The 23,206-nt window shown below is 42.8% G+C and carries 20 protein-coding genes; 11 read left to right on the top strand and 9 right to left on the bottom strand.

Annotated features, from left to right (window positions below; translation table 11 throughout):
• Positions 1 to 205: 205 nt before the first annotated feature.
• The gene (gene serA, locus DFP82_RS00110) at positions 206 to 1,432 is read right to left on the bottom strand and encodes a phosphoglycerate dehydrogenase (RefSeq protein WP_110921709.1); all 1,227 of its coding nucleotides are present in this window, start codon (positions 1,430 to 1,432) and stop codon (positions 206 to 208) included.
• A gap of 410 nt (positions 1,433 to 1,842) precedes the next feature.
• Between serA and DFP82_RS00115 the strand changes: the two genes are divergently transcribed.
• A complete protein-coding gene (locus tag DFP82_RS00115) occupies positions 1,843 to 3,285 on the top strand; it encodes an FAD-binding oxidoreductase (RefSeq protein ID WP_110921710.1) in 1,443 nt (480 codons plus the stop codon).
• Positions 3,286 to 3,398: 113 nt separating this feature from the next.
• Here DFP82_RS00115 and DFP82_RS00120 read toward each other — a convergent pair whose 3' ends face one another.
• A complete protein-coding gene (locus tag DFP82_RS00120; protein WP_110921711.1) occupies positions 3,399 to 4,028 on the bottom strand; it encodes a BLUF domain-containing protein in 630 nt (209 codons plus the stop codon).
• Positions 4,029 to 4,678: 650 nt separating this feature from the next.
• Here DFP82_RS00120 and DFP82_RS00125 point away from each other — a divergent pair.
• From DFP82_RS00125 to lspA, 4 genes are all read left to right on the top strand, one after another.
• On the top strand, positions 4,679 to 6,316 hold the full coding sequence (locus DFP82_RS00125; RefSeq protein WP_110921712.1) for a carbon-nitrogen hydrolase family protein: 1,638 nt from the start codon (positions 4,679 to 4,681) through the stop codon (positions 6,314 to 6,316).
• A gap of 121 nt (positions 6,317 to 6,437) precedes the next feature.
• Positions 6,438 to 6,989: a protein disulfide oxidoreductase gene (locus DFP82_RS00130; RefSeq protein ID WP_110921713.1), complete on the top strand. Its 552-nt coding sequence runs from the start codon at positions 6,438 to 6,440 to the stop codon at positions 6,987 to 6,989.
• A 411-nt stretch (positions 6,990 to 7,400) separates the two neighbouring features.
• Complete coding sequence (ileS, locus tag DFP82_RS00135) at positions 7,401 to 10,244, top strand: isoleucine--tRNA ligase (RefSeq protein ID WP_110921714.1); 2,844 nt, start codon at positions 7,401 to 7,403, stop codon at positions 10,242 to 10,244.
• Positions 10,237 to 10,872: a signal peptidase II gene (gene lspA / locus DFP82_RS00140; RefSeq protein ID WP_110921715.1), complete on the top strand. Its 636-nt coding sequence runs from the start codon at positions 10,237 to 10,239 to the stop codon at positions 10,870 to 10,872. Before ileS ends, lspA begins: the two co-directional genes overlap by 8 nt.
• A gap of 108 nt (positions 10,873 to 10,980) precedes the next feature.
• Here the strand turns inward: lspA and DFP82_RS00145 are convergent, their stop codons facing one another.
• A complete protein-coding gene (locus tag DFP82_RS00145; protein ID WP_110921716.1) occupies positions 10,981 to 11,652 on the bottom strand; it encodes a DUF1294 domain-containing protein in 672 nt (223 codons plus the stop codon).
• 255 nt (positions 11,653 to 11,907) lie between these two features.
• Between DFP82_RS00145 and DFP82_RS00150 the strand changes: the two genes are divergently transcribed.
• Positions 11,908 to 12,405, top strand: coding sequence for an FKBP-type peptidyl-prolyl cis-trans isomerase (locus tag DFP82_RS00150; protein ID WP_110921717.1), 498 nt, complete (start codon positions 11,908 to 11,910; stop codon positions 12,403 to 12,405).
• Between the two features lie 20 nt (positions 12,406 to 12,425).
• The gene (locus DFP82_RS00155) at positions 12,426 to 13,466 is read left to right on the top strand and encodes an aldo/keto reductase (protein WP_110921718.1); all 1,041 of its coding nucleotides are present in this window, start codon (positions 12,426 to 12,428) and stop codon (positions 13,464 to 13,466) included.
• A 122-nt stretch (positions 13,467 to 13,588) separates the two neighbouring features.
• Here DFP82_RS00155 and DFP82_RS00160 read toward each other — a convergent pair whose 3' ends face one another.
• Positions 13,589 to 14,434, bottom strand: coding sequence for a lysophospholipid acyltransferase family protein (locus tag DFP82_RS00160; protein WP_110921719.1), 846 nt, complete (start codon positions 14,432 to 14,434; stop codon positions 13,589 to 13,591).
• Positions 14,435 to 14,731: 297 nt separating this feature from the next.
• Here DFP82_RS00160 and hflX point away from each other — a divergent pair, with 297 nt between their 5' ends.
• From hflX to DFP82_RS00180, 4 genes are all read left to right on the top strand, one after another.
• On the top strand, positions 14,732 to 16,192 hold the full coding sequence (hflX, locus tag DFP82_RS00165) for a ribosome rescue GTPase HflX (RefSeq protein WP_110921720.1): 1,461 nt from the start codon (positions 14,732 to 14,734) through the stop codon (positions 16,190 to 16,192).
• A gap of 343 nt (positions 16,193 to 16,535) precedes the next feature.
• Positions 16,536 to 16,961: a CidA/LrgA family protein gene (locus DFP82_RS00170; RefSeq protein WP_110922192.1), complete on the top strand. Its 426-nt coding sequence runs from the start codon at positions 16,536 to 16,538 to the stop codon at positions 16,959 to 16,961.
• Between the two features lie 31 nt (positions 16,962 to 16,992).
• Complete coding sequence (locus tag DFP82_RS00175) at positions 16,993 to 17,682, top strand: LrgB family protein (protein WP_110921721.1); 690 nt, start codon at positions 16,993 to 16,995, stop codon at positions 17,680 to 17,682.
• A 619-nt stretch (positions 17,683 to 18,301) separates the two neighbouring features.
• Positions 18,302 to 19,114, top strand: coding sequence for a lytic transglycosylase domain-containing protein (locus DFP82_RS00180; RefSeq protein WP_110921722.1), 813 nt, complete (start codon positions 18,302 to 18,304; stop codon positions 19,112 to 19,114).
• A 278-nt stretch (positions 19,115 to 19,392) separates the two neighbouring features.
• On the opposite strand, the gene tsf is transcribed toward DFP82_RS00180, so the two are convergent.
• From tsf to DFP82_RS00205, 5 genes are all read right to left on the bottom strand, one after another.
• On the bottom strand, positions 19,393 to 20,274 hold the full coding sequence (gene tsf, locus DFP82_RS00185) for a translation elongation factor Ts (protein WP_110921723.1): 882 nt from the start codon (positions 20,272 to 20,274) through the stop codon (positions 19,393 to 19,395).
• Positions 20,275 to 20,662: 388 nt separating this feature from the next.
• On the bottom strand, positions 20,663 to 21,454 hold the full coding sequence (gene rpsB / locus DFP82_RS00190) for a 30S ribosomal protein S2 (RefSeq protein WP_110921724.1): 792 nt from the start codon (positions 21,452 to 21,454) through the stop codon (positions 20,663 to 20,665).
• Positions 21,455 to 21,866: 412 nt separating this feature from the next.
• Complete coding sequence (locus tag DFP82_RS00195; RefSeq protein WP_245905604.1) at positions 21,867 to 22,292, bottom strand: chemotaxis protein CheX; 426 nt, start codon at positions 22,290 to 22,292, stop codon at positions 21,867 to 21,869.
• Between the two features lie 62 nt (positions 22,293 to 22,354).
• Positions 22,355 to 22,804 carry a chemotaxis protein CheX gene (locus DFP82_RS00200; protein WP_110921726.1) on the bottom strand — a complete coding sequence of 150 codons (450 nt, stop codon included), beginning with the start codon at positions 22,802 to 22,804 and terminating at the stop codon, positions 22,355 to 22,357.
• Positions 22,805 to 22,833: 29 nt separating this feature from the next.
• Positions 22,834 to 23,196 (bottom strand): response regulator, encoded by a 363-nt coding sequence (locus DFP82_RS00205; protein WP_110921727.1) that lies wholly within the window; start codon positions 23,194 to 23,196, stop codon positions 22,834 to 22,836.
• Between the last annotated feature and the right edge of the window lie 10 nt (positions 23,197 to 23,206).

Genomic DNA, 23,206 nt, shown 5'->3' on the forward strand with positions numbered 1-23,206 from the left:
GTCTTACTTCAGGCTAAACAAAAAAGAGAGGCTCTAATTAATAGAGCCTCTCTTTTTTATGAAGAATTATCAGTGCTTATCGCAACAATCAACGCTGATATAGTTGATCCAATTTGAAAGTGGTACAAGGCAACCGAGTGCAGAGGTATATGCAATACTTCAAGCGAGGTTAACGCTGTAACTCTTTTATAGTGGATTGACTATACTAGAATAAGATACGTACGCGGATCGTTTCTTCTACGTCTTTTAACTGATCTAAAGCGGCACTTGAATCGTTATAATCAACATCCATCACCAGATAACCAACATCACCTTCGGTCATTAAGCTTTGCGCTAGAATGTTGATATGCGCTTCAGCGAACAGACGGTTGATTTGTGACAATACGCCCGGTACGTTTTTGTGGATATGCAGCAGACGATGCGAGTTTTCTTTGAACGGAACAGATACTTCTGGGAAGTTCACAGCCGTCGCCGTATCACCTTGATCAGAATATCGAACAAACTTATCCGCCACTTCTAGCCCGATGTTAGCCTGTGCTTCTTGCGTTGAGCCACCGATGTGCGGCGTCAAGATAACATTGTCAAACTTACGCAGTGGTGATTCGAACTCTTCGTCAGCAGATTTTGGCTCTTTCGGGAACACGTCAATCGCCGCGCCCAATACTTTACCAGACTCAAGTACAGCAGCAAGATCATCAATCTCTACACAAGTACCGCGTGCGGCATTGATGAAGTAGCTGCCTTCTTTCATTTGGGCGAACTGCTCAGCTTTCATCATATAGCGCGTGCTTGGTACATCAGGCACATGCAATGTCACGATGTCGGCAGTTGACAATAACTCTTCTAAGTTACTTACTTGCACGGCATTACCTAGTGGTAATTTGGTCACGGCATCATGATAAATGACTTTCATGCCGAAGCTTTCTGCCAATACAGACAGCTGTGAGCCGATAGAGCCGTAGCCAACGATACCGATGGTCTTACCACGTACTTCATGTGAGTTAGTCGCAGACTTGCCCCAGCCGCCGCGATGTACGGTGGCGTTCTTTTCAGGGATACCACGATACAGCATAATAGCTTCAGCCAATACCAGTTCAGCCACCGAGCGGGTGTTTGAGTATGGCGCGTTAAAGACAGGGATACCTAGATCGCGAGCCGCTTCCAAATCTACTTGGTTGGTACCGATACAGAAGCAGCCAATGCCGATCAGCTTGTGTGCATGCTCAAGTACTTCACGTGTTAGCTGAGTGCGCGAACGGATACCAATGAAGTGGGCATCTTTAATTTTTTCAATGAGCTCATCTTGATCTAAAGCTTGGCTGATATTTTCGATGTTATGATAGCCAGCGCCTTCCAATACTTTCAAAGCATTGTCATGCAGACCTTCAAGCAATAAAAACCGGATTTTGTCTTTTTGTAGTGATAACGCCATGTGGGAACTGTCCTATAATTGTCTTATAAAATTATCTGCGCGATAATCTATGATGGATGAAACGAAAACAGTCTAGATATCTTACACAAAATTCGACGCCGATGTTAGCAGATTAGATGAATTATTGATTATCTATCCTGAATTTTTTTTATGCTATAGTGAATTATATCCTTCAATGTTTATTAAATAGTTTCTTTACTATACTATTTACGCTTGTGCATGCACATGCCATCATATCGCTCTATAATTACCATAATCACCAACGCCTACTGAGTTGAACACACTTATCTAAAAGTGCGGCTGTCACAACAATGCGTAAGTCACTACAATTAGAATAAGTATGTTTCTATCCATTTAGCGATACAATAATCCCCTTTATACATAGCGCTTGTTTATACCGAGATCTGACCATGACTTCTTTATCTAGCCAAAGCACATCTGAAACCCATACCGCAGCTGTCCAAACTATTTTGAGCACGCTGATTGACACTCATCAATTTGACACCAACCAAATCAAAACCGATGCTGAGAGCTTAGAGCATTGGGGCAAAGACTGGACCAAGCATTTTGCGCCTGCCGCTGCCGCCATCGTCTTTCCAAAGACCACCGAGCAAGTGCAATCTATCGTCCTACTTGCCAATGAGCACAATGTCGTCCTGACGCCAAGTGGTGGTCGTACTGGTCTATCAGCTGGCGCAGTCGCCGCTAATGGTGAGATTGTCGTCAGTATGGATAAGATGAACCGTATCGGACAGTTCTATCCAGCCGATCGAATAGTTGAAGTCGAAGCCGGTGTCATCACTCAGCAGTTGCAAGCATTCGCAGAGTCTAAAGACTTGTACTATCCTGTTGATTTTGCCTCAGCAGGCTCTAGTCAAATCGGTGGCAATATCGGTACTAACGCAGGCGGTATCAAAGTCATTCGTTATGGCATGACCCGTCAATGGATTATGGGCCTGACCGTTGTCACGGGTAAAGGTGATATCTTGCACCTCAACCGCGGTATGGTGAAAAATGCCACGGGTTATGATCTGCGCCAATTGTTCATCGGTAGCGAAGGCACGCTAGGTTTAGTCACCCACGCGCAAATCAAGCTTGAGCGCCAACCACAAGACTTAAACGTCATGGTACTTGGCATGGACAGCTTTAACGATGTCATGAATGTACTGGCAGCATTTCAAGCTAAAATTGATTTGACCGCGTTTGAGTTCTTTGATGATGTCGCGATTGACAAGCTAATGGCACATGGTCAAGTACAAGAGCCATTTGAATCACGTACCAAGTTTTATACGTTGCTAGAATTCGAAGCGCCTTATGAGCCAATTATGGACAAGGCCATGGCCATATTTGAGCACTGCATGGAACAAGGCTGGGTCATTGATGGTGTCATGAGTCAGAGCTTGGCACAGGCTGAAGAGCTGTGGAAGCTTCGCGAATACATCTCTGAGACTATTTCAGTATTTACGCCTTATAAGAATGACGTCTCTGTTCTTATCAGTCATGTGCCAGAGTTTATCACTGAGATTGATCATATTGTCAGCAGTAACTATCCTGACTTTGAAGTGTGCTGGTTCGGTCATATCGGTGATGGCAACTTACATCTAAACATCTTAAAGCCTGAAAACATGAGCAAAGACGATTTCTTTGCAGAGTGTCAGGTGGTCAATAAATATGTGTTCGAAACAGTACAAAAATATGGCGGTTCGGTGTCTGCTGAGCATGGTGTGGGCATGACGAAGAAGCCGTATCTGAGCTATAGCCGCAGCGAGACGGAGATTAATTATTTACGAGAGGTCAAAAAAGTCTTTGATCCTAACAATATCATGAACCGCGGTAAGATTTTTGATATGTAATGGGCTGATTACTTACGAGATTGAAGATATCTTAAACGTTTAACCTACCCTCAATAAAAAAGACGCTAACCCATGAAGGTTAGCGTCTTTTTTTGGCTTATAAAAGCGATAATTTATAGATATAGTAGTATCAGCGCCACCACGAGCAATACGCTTAAAAACCCTTGAATGATCAAAAAGGCTTGATGCGGGGCCGCGATATGGCGAAACATATTACCCAGTGCATTATACGTAATACCTGCGGCTTTCACATGCGGCGGACTGTCGAAGGTTTTTATGATGTGCAGAAATTGCTCAGTACGATCAGGAGACCAGCCATGCGGTGCAAATGGCAAATACGGTGACAATTGCGTGGCTTGATTTTTGGTCGCTGGTGACCATAACCAACGTTCCAAAAACAGCAAACGCATACGCCAGTCAGCAAAACTACGATGTTCTATGGTCTGCAAGAGCAGCACCTCAACATCTTTATGGCGGCTATCTGCAAAAATTCGTTGCTTTAGTGCATATACGTGAGCCTTCTCACCTTCGATGCATTGCAAAAAGTGGCCACTACCATAACATAGCGTACCGGTGATGCCATGCTGCTGATTATAGTCACGTGCATGGCTTTCTACTTCGTCAAATATAGAGGCGCTTAAGCGTGAGGCAATCGTCAGGCTACTGACATAAACCAATTGGACCAGAGTTGAGTCTTCTATCTCGTCCCACGTACTGATTCTATCGGTGTGACTTAAGGGCATAATAAAACAATCCTAAAAAGCCGTTTGAATACGGCTAAACAAAACAAGCAAAGGAAAACGATGCCCGAATAAAAAGATACTGACTCACAAAAACGTAGCAAATAGTTACCACGTTAGACTGTCATTGCTTGTGTAGCTTGCTATGATAACGAGCGACATAAAGCGACTAAACTGCCAAGTAAGAAATGCTATATAAAAATGCTATCGAATTAATATGAGGTTTTCTTCATACGCATTACCTGAAAATAGTCATAAACGATAGTGAAGATAGTCACATACAAATTTTGCGACTTCCTATCGTCATTTTCAAACAATCATTTTTAAGCGATATTACCTTTAAAAACCACTTTGGTAACGCTGAATTTAACAGGAAAAATAAGATAAAATACACGCATAACTTATTGTAAATACAATGATAAATTATTGTAACGGTAATGTTTTGCGATTGGAATGTTTTTATCACTTTTTTATATAAAAACTTGCCAACGTGACTGCTAAACTCGATTAAGATAATCCATATACAAGGAAGGCGAGTTAAAATACTACAAGTAGTAAACTCGGCCAGACTGACCACGTATCAGGTCAATACAGAATTCACGCTACCCTATTAGCTATGATTAACAACCATAAATATTCAAAACAGGAACATTATGAGCAAGATAGAAAAACTAGATGACCTTCACCTAACGATTGCTGAGATCAAGAAAAAAGATTATCCACAATTAAAAGAATTGATGGACCGTGTTTATGTCAACTTAGGCGGCGCATGGTCAAAAACCACTATCCATACTTTGATTGATGCCTTTCCTGAAGGGCAGATTGCAATGTTTGATCATGATCAGCTGATCGGTATCGTTCTCTCTATGCGCGTGGATTATGCCAAATTTTCTAACCCACATACTTATGACGATTTAATTGGTCAAAAAGAGATTATTAGAGACAACCCAGAAGGCGACGCTATCTATGGTCTAGATGCCTTGATTGATCCAGAATATCGTGGCTATCGCTTAGGACGTAGATTATATGATGCGCGCAAAGAGCTGTGCCGTCAGCTAAACTTCCGTGCGATTTTAGCCGGTGGTCGTATTCCTAACTATCATAATCATCAAGACCTCACACCTGGCGACTATATCGATGCGGTTGCTGCTCGTGAAATCCATGACTCTGCGCTGTCATTCCAATTATCGAATGGCTTTATTGTCAAACGTATCTTGACTGCTTATCTGCCAGATGATGCTCAGTCTAAAGGTTTTGCTACCCTGCTTGAGTGGGCTAATATTTATTATGAGCCAAAAGACTACAAGCCAAATACCCGTAAATCCGAGGTGCGTATCGGTGGTATCCAGTGGCAGATGCGTGAAGTAGAGTCACCTGAAGAGTTATTACAACAAGTCGAGTTCTTCGTCGATATCATGGCTGATTACAACTCAGATTTTGCCTGCTTGCCAGAGTTTTTCAATGCGCCATTAATGGGATTATGCGAGTCAACAGATCAGAACATTGCCATTCGATTTTTGGCAGAATATACCGAGTGGTTCAAAAATGAGATATCGCATCTAGCGGTCAGCTACAACGTAAACGTCATCTGTGGCTCTATGCCGTTACTAGATGAAGACGATACCTTGTATAACGTCAGCTACCTGTGCCGCCGTGATGGTACGGTTGAAGAACAGCGCAAAATCCATATTACCCCACATGAGCGCAGCGCTTGGGTCATCGAAGGCGGTGATGAAGTTAAGGTATTCGATACTGATGCTGGGCGCATTGGCATCTTGGTTTGTTATGATGTTGAGTTCCCCGAACTTGCTCGTCTCTTAGCACTAGATGACATGGATATCTTGTTTGTGCCTTTTTGGACAGATACGAAGAACGGTTACTTACGTGTACGTCATTGTGCCCAAGCACGCGCGATTGAAAACGAGTGCTACGTCATGATTTGTGGCTCAGTTGGTAACTTACCTCAGGTAGAAAGTCTAGATATTCAGTATGCTCAGTCATCTATTTTTTCACCATCAGATTTTGCATTCCCGCATGATGCGATCATGGCGGAAACCACAGCCAATACCGAAATGGTGTTTTTCTCTGATTTGAACCTAGACAAACTGACTCATGTGCGTAACGAAGGCTCAGTTCATAACTTGATTGACCGCCGTGACGATTTATTTAGTCTAAAATGGAAAAAGAAAGCCAAAATTCCAGCCAGCAAACTGACTGATGAAGAACGCCGTGAAAACTCAGGCAGCGTACTCATTGGCAATCCCTTACAGGATCGCGCGCAAAAGCCTTAGTCAAATGGGTAAGAGAAACCACCTATTAACAATCATGTAATCAAATTTTTGAATAATACGGCTGACATTTCAGCCGTTTATTTTATCTACTAAAAACATGTAGGATAACCAAGCAGCCACTATGACGACTGATATTGAAAATAAAGAGCACCTTCCTACGAAAACAACCATACAAAAAGTAATATCTGTATTTAAGACGGTGCTGTTATACGGTCTGATGTTTATTGTGATTTATACAGCGGTCAACTGGTGGCGACAACCTGTCATGCCAGCCAATCCGCAGTTGCAATTGATGGATTATCAAGGACAAGTGATTGATTTAGCCGCGTTGAGTCACGAGCAGCCGACACTGGTATATTTTTGGGGTACGTGGTGTTCAGTCTGTAGCTTCACCTCTCCAACTATCAACAAGCTGGCCGCCGCAAATAATTATCCTGTTGTTACTATCGCCGTTCAATCAGGGTCTAATCAAGAGTTGCAGAATTACCTGACTGAAAAAAACTTTAGCTTTACGACGGTAAATGATCAAGAAGGTTATATCTTTGATGATTGGCAAGGACAAGTCACACCCTCCTATGTCATTCTAAAAGATGGTGAGATGACGCAAGGACTCACGGGGATTCAGCCACTTTGGTCATTAAAGTTACGACTGTGGTTATCGTCGGTTTTTTAATGCTTAGACAGTTCTTGCAACTTTAACAAATAGATAATCAATATTCTAATGCGTATGATTTAATAGAGGATATACGTGTTTGATGTTGGGTGAAGTGGACCAGCTCTTTTTACCCTACCCTTTTTGTCATATAATAGCTGCCGATCTAAATATTTTTTCTCATTATTTTTACCAGTACATTTTATGTTGCAATCGTCTCATTACCATTTATTATTGACGTCACTATTTATCGAAATGGTTATTTGTTGACATGACGGTTGATAAACCAATTATCATGAGCAATATACCTATTATTATATTAGCAATTAAGCAGTAATAACTCAGCATAAATCCCAGTATTATATTGAACGTTGAGCCTTGTATCCGGTTTTGAACCGACACACAAACCTACCCTTTAAAAAGATACCTTCTATGACTGATAAAAGTACCGACACACCAAGCCAAGACTACAAAGACACACTAAACCTCGCAGATACGCCATTTGCGATGCGTGCAAACCTTGCCAAACGTGAGCCAGATTGGCTGGTAGCTTGGGAAGCAGACGATGTGTATGGCAAAATTCGTCAAGCACGTATCGGTGCGCCTAAGTATATTTTGCACGATGGCCCTCCATACGCTAACGGTCAGATTCACTTAGGTCATGCGGTTAATAAAGTGCTAAAAGACATTATCGTAAAGTCAAAAACCTTGTCAGGCTTTGATGCGCCTTATGTCCCTGGTTGGGACTGTCATGGTCTGCCAATCGAACAAAAAGTCGAAGCCAAAGTCGGTAAAGTCGGCAAAAAAGTCTCAGCAACAGAGTTTCGTGGTCTATGCCGTGAATATGCGAGCACGCAAATTGAATTACAAAAAACTGACTTCAAACGTTTGGGTATCTTTGGTGATTGGGACAATCCTTACCTAACCATGAACTTCCATCAAGAAGCCAATATCGTGCGCGCATTGGCCAAAATCTATGACAATGGTCACGTCACTCGCGGTATGAAACCCGTTAACTGGTGCTTGGACTGTAGCTCTGCGCTTGCAGAAGCAGAAGTCGAATACCAAGATAAAGTATCAGATGCCATTTACGTAAGCTTTGATGTACTCGATACTGACAAAGTGGCTGCATTGGCTAACTTAGGCAATATCGCCGCCATCATTTGGACAACAACCCCTTGGACGTTGCCTGCTAACCAAGCCATCGCCGTCAGCCCTGACAGCGACTATAGTGTCGTCGCGACTGAAAAAGGCAACTTTTTATTGGCGACCGATCTGATCGAAACGGCAGTAGCAGAACTTAAATTAGAAAATAAAGGCATCTTAGCGACGGTATCAGGAAGCGAGCTTGAAGGTCTGCGTGCCCAGCATCCATTGATTGAAGACCGCCAAGTACCCCTTATCTTAGGTGATCACGTGACCACTGATAGTGGTACTGGCCTAGTCCATACGGCTCCTGGTCATGGTCTAGACGATTATATCGTTGGTCTTAAATATAATTTGCCAGTTGAAAATCCAGTGAGTGGTACTGGTGTTTATTTAGAAAGCGCAGCCGTATTTGCTGGCGAGCATATCTACAAAGCCAATCCACAAATCATCGCCGCCTTACAAGACAATGGTCACTTAATCAGCCATACCAAAATTGAACATAGCTATCCGCATTGCTGGCGTCATAAGTCACCGATTATCTTCCGTGCAACACCGCAATGGTTTATTAGCATGGAAGCCAAAGGCCTACGTGATCGTGCGCTTGCTGATATTCCTTCAGTCAACTGGACGCCAACATGGGGTCAGAACCGCATCGAATCTATGATGAATGGTCGTCCAGATTGGTGTATCTCACGTCAGCGTACATGGGGCGTGCCAATTACCTTCTTTACTCACAAAGAAACAGGCGAGTTACATCCAAACACGCTTGAGCTAATGGAAGTCGCGGCACAAAAAATCAATGAAGGCGGCGTTGAAGCTTGGTTTGATGCCAGCTGTGAAGATTTCTTAGGCGCAGAAGCGGCTGACTATGACAAAGCGACTGATACCTTGGACGTTTGGTTTGACTCAGGAACGACGCATTTTGCGGTACTTGATCAGCGTGATGAATTGACCAATCCAGCTGATATGTATCTAGAAGGCTCTGATCAACATCGCGGTTGGTTCCAGACCTCATTGCTGACTTCAGAAGCGATGTATGAGCGTCCACCGTTCAAGCAAGTATTAACCCATGGTTTTGTGGTCGATGAAAATGGTCGCAAGATGAGTAAGTCACTCGGCAACATCATAACCCCGCAAGAAGAGATCAATAAGACAGGCGCGGATATGCTGCGTTTGTGGATTGCTTCTAGCGACTATCGTTATGAGATGAGCGCAGGTAAAACGGTCTTTAAAGGTGCGATCGATATGTATCGCCGTATCCGTAATACCCTACGTTTCTTGCTTGCCAACACCGATGACTTTGATCCAGCGACCAACAGTGTTGATATCAATGAGCTAGTAAGTCTTGATAAATTCATCATTGAGCGTGCACAAACAGTACAAGCACAAATCATCAGCGCTTATGATGCGATGGACTTTCACCAAGTCACTCAGCATATCACTGCGTTTTGCTCCCAAGATTTGGGTAGCTTCTACTTAGACATCATCAAAGACCGTCAATACACGACACAGACTGATGGTCAGCCGCGCCGCTCTGCGCAAACGGCTATCTACCATATCGTTCAAGCGCTTATTCGCTGGATTACACCAATCTTGTCATTTACTGCCCAAGAAGCGTGGGAAGTATTGCATGGTGCTGACAGCTATGTGTTTACCGAAGGCTGGTACGAGTTCCCAGCTCTTGAGCTAAGTGCTATTAGCAACGATGACTGGCAACGTATCATGCGCGCTAAAGATATGGTGAATAAAAATATCGAAACTGCACGTGGTGAGAAAATTATCAATGCCAACCTATCAGCTGATGTGAACTTATATGCTGATGGTGCGATGCATGAAAGCTTAGCCAAGCTTGGCGAAGAGCTGCGCTTTGTACTCATTACCAGTAGTGCCACCTTAAAGCCGATGAGCGATGCACCTGCTGAAAAAGTAAATGCAGAAAGTCAAACCGAAGGCAATGCAGAAGAATCTACAGACTTGGTGGTAGATATTAGTGCCGCTGCTGGTACCAAATGCGTACGCTGTTGGCATATCCGTGATGACATCGGCACAGATAGCGCACACCCTGAGTTATGCGCACGCTGTGTGACTAACGTCAGCGGTGATGGCGAGGTGCGTCACTATGCCTAACTCAACAGACCCATTAGAGCAAAAGCAGGTGCATACTCAGAGCGATGGCTCACCTGAGCCTGCTCATGCGACGATAGGGAATTCATCAACGCCGAAAGGTCGCCTGATGAAAACACCAAAAGTTCTCGCTAATGGCAGTCGCGCCTTTACGTGGTATTTACTGTCATTGGTCGTGGTTATCATCGATCAGTGGACGAAATGGTTAGCTGAAACCAAGCTGACTTTTCATGAGCCAGTGCCTGTAATTGAGCCGTTCCTTAATTGGACATTGGCATATAACTATGGCGCTGCTTTTAGCTTTTTGGCCGATGCTGGTGGTTGGCAGAAGTGGTTTTTTTCAGGATTAGCATTATTGATGTCACTGTTCTTAATCGGCTATTTGATTAAAGCGCCGCGCACAGCCAAGCTGCTATCTACAGGCTTAGCACTGGTACTCGGTGGTGCAATTGGTAATCTAATCGATCGCCTGCTACATGGCCACGTCATCGACTTTATTCATGTGCATAATGCTGATGTCTGGCATTACCCTATCTTTAATATTGCAGATATGGGCATCAGTATCGGTGTGGCAATGATTGTCATTGATATGCTGTTCTTGGAAAAGAAGCGTGAAATGCCACGAGCATAGTTGAAAGCAGTTAAATAAAACGGTTTAACTTATAAATAAAAAAGGTGGTTTACGCATTCGTAAGCCACCTTTTTTTGGCTTACTCTTTCTTAGCAAGCTGCTGTCCCTTTATATTAAAGAATCTAGCAAACCTTTTAAGAATGACATGTCACCACCAGCGATCAAAAATAACAACCCTGCCATATTAATGACGACAGTTAAATAATACACGGCACGGAATTCAGCCTTTTGCGACTTATGACGAAGATAAGTCTGTGCAACCATTGCCCCTACCCAACCGCCAAGCGCACTGAGTAGATGCAGCGTCGACTCAGGTGTACGCCAGTTGCCACTTTGGGCTGCTGCTTTATCTTTGGCATACATCGCATAGGTGATAATGCCTAATGCGGCATACCAGCCAACCACCAACCAATTCAGTTTATCCATTATGGCCAATAAGATTAAGACACCATAAAATCCAGCACCTAAAAACAATCGTTTCTTTTGCCCTGCTTCAAAATCAGCTTGGGCACTACGCTTATGATTACGCTTACGGATTTGCTTATTCTTTTGTGACATCTTCTGTTGCACAAAGCTCAGTTCTTGCACATCCTTTGCTTGCATGCGCCCTTGATTGTCTTGCCCAAGCGTAAAAACCACTTGCTCACCGACATCCGGACGACGACGCGCTTTAAACTCATTGATATGAAAGAATATAGAATCACCATTCTCCGTTTCAATAAAACCAAAGCCTTTATCGTCTTGCCACTTTTTAACTTGCCCCTGCTGCTTACTAGCCATCGATATGCCCGCTCTCTCTTAAATTCACTAAATACGTAGTCAATCCCATATAAATCAGATACGCTTTCATACTTGCTCAGCCGACGAGTTGTAGTAATTTCACTCGCCCTCCTCGTATCTAAGCTGTCTTGAACCAACTATAGTACACTATTTGCGTTACACTTTTTACGCTTACATACACTGTCAGATGACTTATCATTTCTCATATTATTTTTTGATTTAATATCCCAATTTCGCAACGAATGGCCTTTGACTATGACCGACTCACAATTTATCAATCCCAATGAAGACACCCGTATCACTCACGGCAGTCTTGTAAAGCTGCATTTTGAAGTATCACTAGAAAATGGCACGGTGATTGATTCTACTTTTAGCCGCGACGCCCCTGTGACCTTGACCATTGGTGATGAGAGCTTGTTACCAGGCTTTGAACAAGTACTGATGAATCTACGCGCTGGCGATACACGCTCCGCTCATCTTGAGCCAGAGCAAGCGTTTAGCGATTGGAATCCTGACAACATTCAGCATTTCAGCCGTACTCAATTTGCACTGATCGCTGACAACCCAGAGATTGGCATGATGGTTGAGTTTGAAGACAAGGGCAAAAACACTTTGCCTGGTACGATTAGCGCCATCGATGACGACCAAGTCGAAGTGGACTTCAATCACCCACTTGCCGGGCAATCGCTGCTGTTTAAAGTAAAAATATTTAAAGTGACACCACCTGGTGTGACTGGCATAAAGCTCATCTAATACAATAATAAGGACACAACATGCAATATCAAAAACTGCCACAAATCGATGAAGACGTTTCTAAAATTTGTCTGGGTACGATGACATGGGGACAGCAAAATACTGAGTCCGAAGCGCATGAGCAAATGGACATGGCATTGAGTGAAGGTGTGAACTTTTGGGATACTGCTGAGATGTATCCATCACCACCGGATAAAGACAAGCAAGGCGACACTGAACGCTTCATGGGCACTTGGTTTAATAAAACCAAACAACGTGACAAAGTCGTTCTTGCCAGCAAAATATCTCCTATGGGATTTTTGCGTGATGGGCAAACACGTTTTAACGCTGAGCAAATCAGTGGCGCTATTGATGACAATCTTAAACGTCTGCAAACAGACTATATTGATATTTATCAACTGCATTGGCCTGAACGCCAAACGAACTTTTTTAGTCAGCTTGGTTATACTGAAGAGATGGCATCGCAACCGCTAGATGATTTGACACCTTTTCTAGAGACCATTCAAGCATTAAACGATGAGATTAAAAAAGGTCGCATTCGTGCTTATGGTCTATCGAACGATACTGCATGGGGACTCATGCGCTATCTTTGGGAAGCGGATAAAAATGGTTTAATACCACCTCTTACCGTGCAAAACCCTTATAGTCTATTAAACCGCTTGTATGAAATAAACATGGCGGAGATTGCTCATCGTGAGAATGTTGGCCTACTCGCCTACTCTCCACTCGGCTTCGGTGTATTGTCAGGTAAATATCTGGACGGCAAACGCCCAACAGGTGCGCGCCTGACGATGTATGATCGCTTTGCCCGCTACACCAATGAAGAGGCAATATCAGCCACTGAGCAATATGCCAAAATAGCTGCTGATACTGGTTTAGATATGGCGCAAATGGCCTTGGCTTTCGTTAACTCGCGCTCGTTTGTCACGAGTAATATCATTGGGGCGACCACGCTCGAGCAGCTTAAATCTAATATCGACAGTGTTAATTTGACCCTAAGCGCAGATGTGTTAGAGGCGATCGAAGCGGTACATACGCAACATCCTAATCCATCACCTTAACTCAGTCTAACTTATAGCTATTTAAAAGAAAAGGCGCAAATCGCGAGAACTATCACTGCGATTTGCGCCTTTTTTATGTCTGCTCACTTATCAATTCAAGCAAGCCTGATACTTAAGAAAACTTATGCTTTAGATGTTTTTTCTTGAGCCAGCTTTTCTTGAACTAGTTTTTCTTGAGATGCTTTTGTCAGCACTCTCGAATGCAATTCAGCCAATCCTTCTTGCATACGTGCTTGCAATATATTGGTAATCTCACTCTTATTTAAGCCTTTAGGATCTATTGGCTCAAGTGGCAAGACATAAGCCGTCACATCCTTACTATCGAGCACCTTTTTCAGGCTATCTTTCATCGTTAGCTTGCCATAATAAGGCAGCTCTTCACTCAACGTGCCATCTTTATTGACATAAGCAATCACGAGAGGACGCACAGGAACATCAGCATCTATAGCAGCTTGTAGTAGCGTGCCATGGATACGCTTGATTTTTTTGCCATCGGTAGTGGTTGCCTCTGGAAAAAAGATAACCGAGAATCCCTTACTCAGGAAATTGGCAATCTGCATCGCGACCGTGCCTGCATCACCGGAACCACGCTCGATAAACACCGTACCTGCTGCATGAGCCAATTTACCAAATACCGGCCAATCGCCGATTTCTGCTTTGGATAAGAAAAAGGCTGGGCTCAAAGTCCCTACCACAGGAATATCCATCCACGACACATGGTTAGATACCCACAGACCATGATGTTGCTCGACTCGCTCGACTGCAATGACTTTTACACCGAAAGAGCCTGCCATTTTTCGGCAAAAGGCCTGAATATAGCGTGGTAGCGTTTCGCGTGGTGGCTGTTTGAAAGCACCGATACGTTGAGCGGCGCGTAGTCCACCAGCAATAGTGGTGGTCATGCCAGCGATTTGTTTACCGCGACCGAACTGCTGTCTGAGTGAAAAGCCTGACTTAGATTGGCTCATCTGTATCCCTCGTGGTTAAAAATATATGATTGTATATCTTAAATAAACGCAGTGAGTATAACAAAATTTATGAACTCAGTGATGATTTGTTCACTGAGCTATCAAGCGCTTCTGTTGGTATTTTATTCAGCTAACTGCTCTGTAACATAAAAATATCGATATTTAGACGAATACGCTTTAACATCAAGTGATAAGACCACATATAGAAGGTCATACAAAAGCTATTTCGACGTTTGTTAAAACGTTTATTAAATTGATAATAGCGATATATCTACTTTATTAAATAGGTGACACTCTTTGGATTATTTTGAAAGACATGAAGGTGGCGAACGCGCCATTATAGTACATTTAGACATCCGCCAAATTCAGGATCCTGACGATCTTGGTGAATTTGAGCTATTAGCAGACTCAGCCGGCGCAGATCGCTTGGCACTGGTCACAGGCTCACGTGCACGTCCCGATGCCAGATATTTCGTTGGTAGCGGTAAAGCAGAAGAGATAGCAGAGTTGGTGCGCGAGCATGATGCAGATATCGTGCTTTTTAACCACAGTTTATCGCCCTCACAAGAGCGTAATATCGAAGCGTTGGTAAAGTGCCGCGTGTTAGACCGTACTGGTCTGATTTTGGATATTTTTGCTCAGCGCGCCCGTACTTATGAAGGTAAGCTCCAAGTTGAGTTGGCACAGCTGAATCATTTATCGACGCGTTTGGTCCGTGGTTGGACGCATTTGGAACGTCAAAAAGGTGGTATCGGTCTGCGTGGACCAGGTGAGACTCAGCTTGAAACGGATCGTCGCTTGCTACAAGTGCGTGTCATGCAGCTTAAAAGTAGAATTGAGAAAGTCAGACAGACACGTGCACAAGGTCGAGCCCGCCGCCAAAAATCAGATGTGCCGACTATTTCACTCGTTGGTTATACCAATGCTGGCAAGTCCACTTTATTTAATCGCTTGGTCGATGAAAACATCTATGCTGCTGACAAACTGTTTGCAACACTTGACCCGACGCTACGCCGCTTAGATTGGCAAGGTGTGGGACGTGTGGTCTTGGTCGATACAGTAGGTTTTGTCCGTCATTTGCCACACGAATTGGTTGAGTCGTTCCATGCGACACTAGAAGAGACATTAGAGGCAGACTTATTATTACATGTCATCGATTCCTCTAGCGAAGACATGCACGAGCAAATTCAAGCGGTTAAAGACGTACTGGCTGAAATCGATAATGATGTGCCAGTGCTCAATGTCTACAACAAAATCGATGTAACCGATGAGCCTGCACGTATCGGCTATGCCAGCGAAGGTGAACCTAACCGCGTCTATGTGTCTTCTAGAGAAAACTTGGGCATGGAGGAATTATCATTAGCCGTGCAGCAGTTACTCACGGGTACACTGACCACTTTTGATTTGACACTCCCTTATCATGCAGGGCAATTAAAAAATGCCTTGTACGAGCTCGGTGTTATCCAAGAAGAAAGCTATGATGACAGTGGTCATGAGTGCTTAACGATTCGCCTCCCAAGTGATAGGTTGAGACAGCTACTTGGTCAAGCAGATCTAGACCCAGTAGATGTACTGCCGCTTGCCCAAGCCACGCTACTGATGCCTGTACTTGAAGAATTTGAGCAGCCTGATGACGTTGAAGAGCAGACGATGACTGAAGCAGAAGAAAAAGCATTTGACGAATTTGATGCGCTGAATACTGAAACGGAAAGCCTAGAGACATCGTCGGTCACAGAAAAACAGCATCCTGACTCATAGAGTTAAATGTCTGAGTTTTTAAACCTAATGGCTCATGGAAATAATCGACCTTTAAAAATAGTGGATTTCTTGGAACCATTTGGACTCACGTTGCTCTAAATGAAAGGATGATATCAATTGATATCATCCTTTTTTATGGACTATGTATCGTGATAATTGATATCTAGTCCAAACAACAAAGCACGGTATTACCTTATAGACTTTATTAGTTTGCTTACTCTGTATATAATCGCCTGTTATACATTCAACAAACATTGAGACATAGGACACGCTTAATAAGGCATTATTACCTATGCTGACTTTGCGCTTATTCTATTTATCTCTGACTTGGCCAGCATTTCTTATGAAATCTACTCACTTATCTAGTATACCTCTATGGCTCGCCGTAATCTTGACTTTGGCGCTAGTTATTCTTGTTCGTGAATCAGCCGTTATCCTCTGCCAATGGGCAGGCATCGAAAAAGCTGCCAATATTGTCGGGCTGGTCGCTATGTTTTGTATTTTGATGTCCTGGCGATTGCTCAAAGGTTTGCCAAGTTGGCTAACCCAAGCCAGTAATACCCTATTGGTCGATAGTGGTTTTGCTTTTTTGCCCGTCTCTGCTGGTGCAGGATTGCTACTCTTTGCCTTAGGTGATGAGCTATGGGGCGTGATGGCAACGATGATTATCAGTGTGTTGATTCCACTGTGGGGCTTGGCGATTCTTTCCAATCGCTGGCTAAATGACAATGTTAGTACGAACACCACCTCTGTTGAAGAGCGTAAATAATAGCTGTGAGCAATACGAACAAGGAAAAGGTATGAGTTTTGACAGTGTATTTGTGACGACCCTAGCAGCCATCGTATTAACCTTGGCGGCGCATGTCATTGCTCGATTGCTGGCACGTAAGATTTCATGGTTACCAATGGTGATTACCGCGTTAGCACTTGTTCTTTTATTCTTGTTCCTTTTGCAATGGGATTACAATGATTACTACAGTGCTGCAAAGCCGGTATTTGATCGTCTGTTAGGGTATGTCACTGTATTATTGGCCGTGCCTTTGGCAGCGATGAGCTTTAAAGGGTTACCAGTCAAAAAACTCATGTTAATCGTCACTATTGCGAGTCTTGTGGGTGCATTATTACCCATGTCATTGGCATATCTGTTTTCGTTAAGTCACGACACCATACTCGCTTTTGCGACACGTTCAGTGACCACACCGATTGGCCTAAGTGTCGCCGATTTGATTAAAGCACCACTTGCCATGGCGAACTTAATTATCATTGTCTCAGGGCTTATCGGTGGGGCTTTAGCGCGATTTTTGTTTCGTGGTATCGATGATGACCGTGCTAAAGGCCTAGCACTTGGCTTAGCCGCTCATGCTTTTGGTACCGTGGAAGCTTGGCAAATCAGTCATACTGCCGGACGTTACGCTGCATTTGGGTTAGCAGTAAACGGTCTGGTAACAGCCATCTGGGTACCTATTTTTATCAGCGCACTCATCAGTTAAATCCTCAATAATATGGTAGGGGCTGAACTAGATATCTAGAACAGCCCCTACTGTTTTCCAGTATTTAAATACAATTGATTCAATTTAAAAGTAGTACAAGGCAACTGACTGTAGATATATATTAAATACTTCAAGCGAGGTTAACGCAGTAATACTATTATAGTGGAATGACTATAGTCTCTTGCTTAAAAGTCCCTTTCTCAAAAATCTCTTGCTCAGAAGCCCCTTACTCAGAAATCCTTTGCTCAAATTATCTAAGCGGTCTTTTATGGCCAATTTTTCATACGTATAAAGCCATATAAATACTGACCTACTGGTTTAAAACACAGACTAAAAAACCATAGCATATTGATTTTTCTAAAGTTCTCCCAAGATACAACCTCTATTTTTACATCTTATTTTGACAATCCTATGCGATGAAAAGTTATTGTATGCTATAGTAAACAACTATTATTTTTTGTATCTATTACGAGTGGTTTCTAGTTAAACGTGGTTTTTCTAGGTTGCTATATTGCTTATAGCTATAAAATCCGACAAGCCCAATAACCGCTTAAATGCGAAAAACGAAGCGCCTATAGGCAAAGTAATTTGCTATTACTCGATAAAAAGTGATAACCCTATGATAAACGTTGCAACCTTAGTGACTCGCTGCTTGTCTCCTGTTCTACTTACTACCGTCGTCCTCTCTAGCCTACCTATCGTTGCTCAAGCAGGAAACATAACGATTTATAAGGATGAAAGTGGAAAGGTATTACTGACTAACGTCAATCCCAGTGGTAATTTTGATCAATTTACCAAAAAAGTTCAGGTGAATTACTACAAAAGCTCTAAGTTGTATGATGGTAGTAATAACGGTTATAGCAGCAATAATGATTACGGTAGCAGCGCTGCTAGTAACAGTGGCACCCGCAATGCTTATGATAGCTATATTCGTGACTCTGCCCAACGTCATGGCGTAGACCCTGCCCTCATGAAAGCCATGATGCATACAGAATCAGCTTTTAATCCAAACGCACGTTCACCAGTCGGTGCCCAAGGTCTGATGCAGCTTATGCCAGCGACGGCTCGCCGTTTCAAAGTGAACAACCCTTGGAACCCTGCTGATAATATTGAAGGCTCAGCCAAATATATCGCTTGGCTCATGCGCCGTTTTGACAATAGAATTGAGTATGCAGTCGCAGGCTATAATGCGGGTGAAGGAAACGTCGATAAATACGGCGGCATTCCTCCTTTTAAAGAAACACAGAATTATGTTAAAAAAGTGATGAGCCGCTACCATAGCTTATATAAAAATGACTCAGGGCTGTCTGGTGCGAGCATGAGCGCCAGTAACCAAACTAGTAATACGAGCGGTGGTCTAAAAAATGTCAGTTATGGCACCAGTAGTAATAATGCCAGTTATACCAATTCTGCTTATGCTGCCTTACGTTAAACCATAAAAAACATGTACAGACAATCAGACATAAAAAAGCCCGTTAATAAATTAACGGGCTTTTTTATGCTTGGAGACTCTATTTTATAGTTGAATTCAAATAATTTCGATACAAGGAAATCGAGTGCAAGCTATACATTAGTATGCTTAGCGAGAATGACGATGTAGCGGATTTATATGGATTTGACTATACCTCTTATAATGCAGGTGATAGAGTCAGACTACGAATGCTGAATAAAATTTTACTCCACACGCATAGCCATTCCCAATGTAAAAACTTACTTGTTAGCTGCTTGAGTAGCCGCAACTTCAGCAGCAAAATCTTCTTGCTTCTTCTCGATGCCTTCGCCAACTTCTAGACGTTTGAAACCTAGTACTTTTACGCCTTCAGCTTTTAATACGTCACCAACTTTTTTGTCGTTGTCCATAACGTACGGCTGACGCAATAAAGTAACTTCTTCTAGGTACTTACGTAGGCCACCTTCGATCATTTTTTCAACGATGTTGTCAGGCTTGCCAGACTCACGAGCTTTTGCTTCGATGATGTCTTTTTCGCGCGCTAACAAATCAGCAGCAACGTCTTCGTCATCAATCGCAACAGGGTTGAATGCAGCGATATGCATGGCAAGGTTCTTACCAGTGTCTGCAGCGCCGCCTTCGAAAGAAACCACTACACCGATACGTAGACCATGACGGTATGCTGCGATGTTTGCACCTTCAAGTACTTCAACACGGCGGATCTGAATGTTCTCACCGATTTTTTGTACTAGTGATACACGTGCTTCTTCAACGCTTTGGCCATTACCATATGGTAATTCAGCGATAGCAGCAACATTAGTCTCGTTGTTTTCTAGAGCGATGCTAGCTACTTGCTCTGCAAAAGCATTGAAGTTTTCGTCTTTTGCAACGAAGTCAGTCTGACAGTTAACTTCTAACAAGAATGCTTTGTTTTCGCCTTGAGCGATGATGATTGCGCCGTCAGCTGCGATGTTACCCGCTTTTTTAGCTGCTTTAGCTTGACCAGATTTACGCAAGTTATCAATAGCAGTTTCAACATCGCCATTTGATTCTTCTAACGCTTTTTTACATTCCATCATGCCAAGACCGGTACGGTCACGCAATTCTTTTACCATTTTGGCAGATACTTTTACTTCTGACATAAGAGTCACCTTAGTATTGTTATGTGAGGTACAGTCAAGTCCATATAAATCCGCTACATCGTTGTATCAGAATTATTTGAATTCAACTATCGTGCTTAATTTTTGCTGATGTTGCTTTACTGTCTAGCTGTACAATCAAGTTGTACGATGTCGAACTTGTCGTGAGGAAAGCGTTCGTTATGTCGTTATCACAGGAACTGTATATAGCGACAGAAGGTATAGGCGATAATACTCGCCTATTAACGAGCTATCCATCAACAACAAGGCATGACGAGTAAAACTACATCATGCCTATTGTAAGCTTGTACGCTGTTAATAACATTATATGGATACTGATAGAGGTACTATCAAGTTATCCTTACAACGTTAAACCTTTTAGGTCAGCTATTTATTCTGCTGGAGTAGCAGCTTCTTCTGCAGCTGGAGCTTCTTCAGTAGCAGCAGGTGCTTCTTGCTCAGCTTTACCACCAGCTTGAGTTTGTGCGTATTCTTTACCGGCAATGATAGAATCAGCCATAGAAGTAACATACAAAGTCACAGCACGGATAGCATCATCGTTAGCTGGAATGATGTAATCAACGTTATCTGGGCTAGAGTTAGTATCAACGATACCGATAACTGGGATACCTAAGTTTTTAGCTTCTTTGATAGCGATCGCTTCATGATCTACGTCTACAACAAAGATAGCGTCAGGTAGGCCGCCCATGTCTTTAATACCGCCTAGTGAACGCTCAAGTTTTTCCATATCGCGAGTACGCTCTAACGCTTCACGCTTAGTTAGCTTAGCGAAAGTACCGTCTTCTGCTTGCTTCTCAAGCTCTTTTAGACGATTGATTGACTGGCGTAGTGTTTTCCAGTTAGTCAACATACCACCTAACCAGCGATGGTCAACGTATGGCATGCCAGCGCGAGCAGCTTGCTCACGGATGATGCCGCTTGCAGCGCGTTTAGTACCAACAAACAATACTTTGTTTTTCTTAGCAGCTAAGCCGTTTACGTAAGTCAATGCTTCGTTAAACGCTTTTACTGTGTGCTCTAAGTTGATGATGTGAATCTTGTTACGTGCACCAAAGATGTATGGTCCCATTTTTGGGTTCCAAAAACGTGTTTGGTGACCAAAGTGAGCGCCGGCTTGTAGTAAGTCGCGCATTTCGATTTTGGTTGGATTCTTTGTAGCCATGTGAAATATTCCTATTGGTTGGGTTATGCCTCCACATCACAAAAACTGCCTATCTAGCGACACGCATCTGCTAATGGTTAATGTTTATTGAGACAGCACTAACTTTTTTGCAAATTAATCAAGTCGCCAAACACCCAGCAATTCTTTGCCATGATGTGTGTGTCATTGGTTGGTTTAAAAAAGAAGCTATGCTCAGATTTCAGAAATACTCTCAAACCTAAACTATAAAGCAAATTATAAAATAGCTGCGCCGTATTTTATCATATAACTTACCGTAATCGCCAGTAATTTATCAGTATAACGCAGCAAAGTAAAAGTGAGATATCACCATATTAACAGACAAAAAAAGCGACACAGATGCGTCGCTTTTTCGGGAATTACTTTGGTTGCATCTCATTTGCGCTACATTAGATTATGCAATGCAAATACCTATCACAGCTTTATGACCATGCCAAGTAAATGGCGTGACATAGCTTTGACGGTCTTTAGGCAAATAAGACACGCTAGGCGCACTTTCTACAATATGCGGTGGAGAGATAATGAACTCCGAACCAAACTCTGTACGAGCATTACCAGAGATGGTATTGGCCATTTCACCCAGCAAATCTTTCATCATTATAATTGATGAGTCAGGCTCTCCCATGACTTTTAACACCTCTCGCAACATTACGCTTGGTGCACTCACATACACGCAGCCTTCGAGAGGGCCAGATATTTCAATCACACCACTATAATCATAACCAATAGCACTTCTGTTATGATTCAAATAAGGGGTATCAATAGATACTTCTGAGCCATCAATCTGTGCAAAAAATGCATTGATTGAGCTCAAAAACACACCTAATTTTTCTATTTTGACCATAATATATTAATATCCGTCTTTATTACGCGGCAGTGTCGTTAATCTTGCAAACAAACCACGATCTCGCCAACCTGTGAATGCCAAGTGATGGGGATAATAAAAGAACGCTCATTGTTCGGCAACACAATACTTTGCGGAGAGCCTTTAAACACAAGTGGCACAGAGATGTGAAACTCTGGACCAAACTCTTTGCGCGCATTGCCTGCGATAGTATTAGCCACTTCGCCAGCCAAATCTATATAATTCTCATCACTTTTATCCGTTTCACCCATACTGTCCAATATCGAGGACAGTAACTGACGGGTTGCCGAAAAATACACCACACCTTTTTGCCCACCTGATATACCGATGACACCCGTATAGTCATGAACTTTTGGCTGTTTGTTTTCTAACAAATAAGGAGTGTCTGCGACGAGCTCCTCTCCACCAAACTGATTAAAATAGTTACTGATAATATTTAAAAAAATCTGTAGCTTTTGTTCTTTCATAATAACATCTACTTAAGTCGTTGAAGGGTTTAGTCTTGCATCAATTCATACAAAGACTCGACAAGCTCTTCTTCAGAAAAAGGCTTGCATAAAAATCCGCTGGCACCCAACGACAACGCTTCAATGCCAGTGGCTTTGTCAGATAACGCTGACACTACTAAAATACGTACATCAGGATCAATCTCAATGATTTTTTCAATGCATTCGAGACCATCCATTTGTGGCATGGTCAAGTCCATCGTGATCACATCAGGACGATGAATATTAAACTTTTCGATAGCTTGAACACCACTGGTGGCCGTAGCAACCAACATAAATTGCCCTGAATCGTACGCGCGCTGAATACGATTTCTAATAATATTTGAATCATCAACAATCATTAACTTATACATAACTGACTTA

Source organism: Psychrobacter fozii, from assembly GCF_003217155.1.
GTDB classification, from domain to species: Bacteria; Pseudomonadota; Gammaproteobacteria; order Pseudomonadales; family Moraxellaceae; genus Psychrobacter; species Psychrobacter fozii.

Excerpts from the sequence above, each read along its gene's own strand:
- DFP82_RS00150 (WP_110921717.1), top strand. The coding sequence starts at position 11,908 with ATGACCGACTCACAATTTATCAATCCCAATGAAGACACCCGTATCACT.
- ileS (WP_110921714.1), top strand. The coding sequence starts at position 7,401 with ATGACTGATAAAAGTACCGACACACCAAGCCAAGACTACAAAGACACA.
- DFP82_RS00205 (WP_110921727.1), bottom strand. The coding sequence starts at position 23,196 with ATGTATAAGTTAATGATTGTTGATGATTCAAATATTATTAGAAATCGT.
- DFP82_RS00125 (WP_110921712.1), top strand. The coding sequence starts at position 4,679 with ATGAGCAAGATAGAAAAACTAGATGACCTTCACCTAACGATTGCTGAG.
- DFP82_RS00155 (WP_110921718.1), top strand. The coding sequence starts at position 12,426 with ATGCAATATCAAAAACTGCCACAAATCGATGAAGACGTTTCTAAAATT.
- DFP82_RS00175 (WP_110921721.1), top strand. The coding sequence starts at position 16,993 with ATGAGTTTTGACAGTGTATTTGTGACGACCCTAGCAGCCATCGTATTA.
- rpsB (WP_110921724.1), bottom strand. The coding sequence starts at position 21,454 with ATGGCTACAAAGAATCCAACCAAAATCGAAATGCGCGACTTACTACAA.
- DFP82_RS00145 (WP_110921716.1), bottom strand. The coding sequence starts at position 11,652 with ATGGCTAGTAAGCAGCAGGGGCAAGTTAAAAAGTGGCAAGACGATAAA.
- serA (WP_110921709.1), bottom strand. The coding sequence starts at position 1,432 with ATGGCGTTATCACTACAAAAAGACAAAATCCGGTTTTTATTGCTTGAA.
- DFP82_RS00130 (WP_110921713.1), top strand. The coding sequence starts at position 6,438 with ATGACGACTGATATTGAAAATAAAGAGCACCTTCCTACGAAAACAACC.
- DFP82_RS00180 (WP_110921722.1), top strand. The coding sequence starts at position 18,302 with ATGATAAACGTTGCAACCTTAGTGACTCGCTGCTTGTCTCCTGTTCTA.
- DFP82_RS00120 (WP_110921711.1), bottom strand. The coding sequence starts at position 4,028 with ATGCCCTTAAGTCACACCGATAGAATCAGTACGTGGGACGAGATAGAA.
- DFP82_RS00160 (WP_110921719.1), bottom strand. The coding sequence starts at position 14,434 with ATGAGCCAATCTAAGTCAGGCTTTTCACTCAGACAGCAGTTCGGTCGC.
- DFP82_RS00200 (WP_110921726.1), bottom strand. The coding sequence starts at position 22,804 with ATGAAAGAACAAAAGCTACAGATTTTTTTAAATATTATCAGTAACTAT.
- tsf (WP_110921723.1), bottom strand. The coding sequence starts at position 20,274 with ATGTCAGAAGTAAAAGTATCTGCCAAAATGGTAAAAGAATTGCGTGAC.
- lspA (WP_110921715.1), top strand. The coding sequence starts at position 10,237 with ATGCCTAACTCAACAGACCCATTAGAGCAAAAGCAGGTGCATACTCAG.
- DFP82_RS00170 (WP_110922192.1), top strand. The coding sequence starts at position 16,536 with ATGAAATCTACTCACTTATCTAGTATACCTCTATGGCTCGCCGTAATC.
- DFP82_RS00115 (WP_110921710.1), top strand. The coding sequence starts at position 1,843 with ATGACTTCTTTATCTAGCCAAAGCACATCTGAAACCCATACCGCAGCT.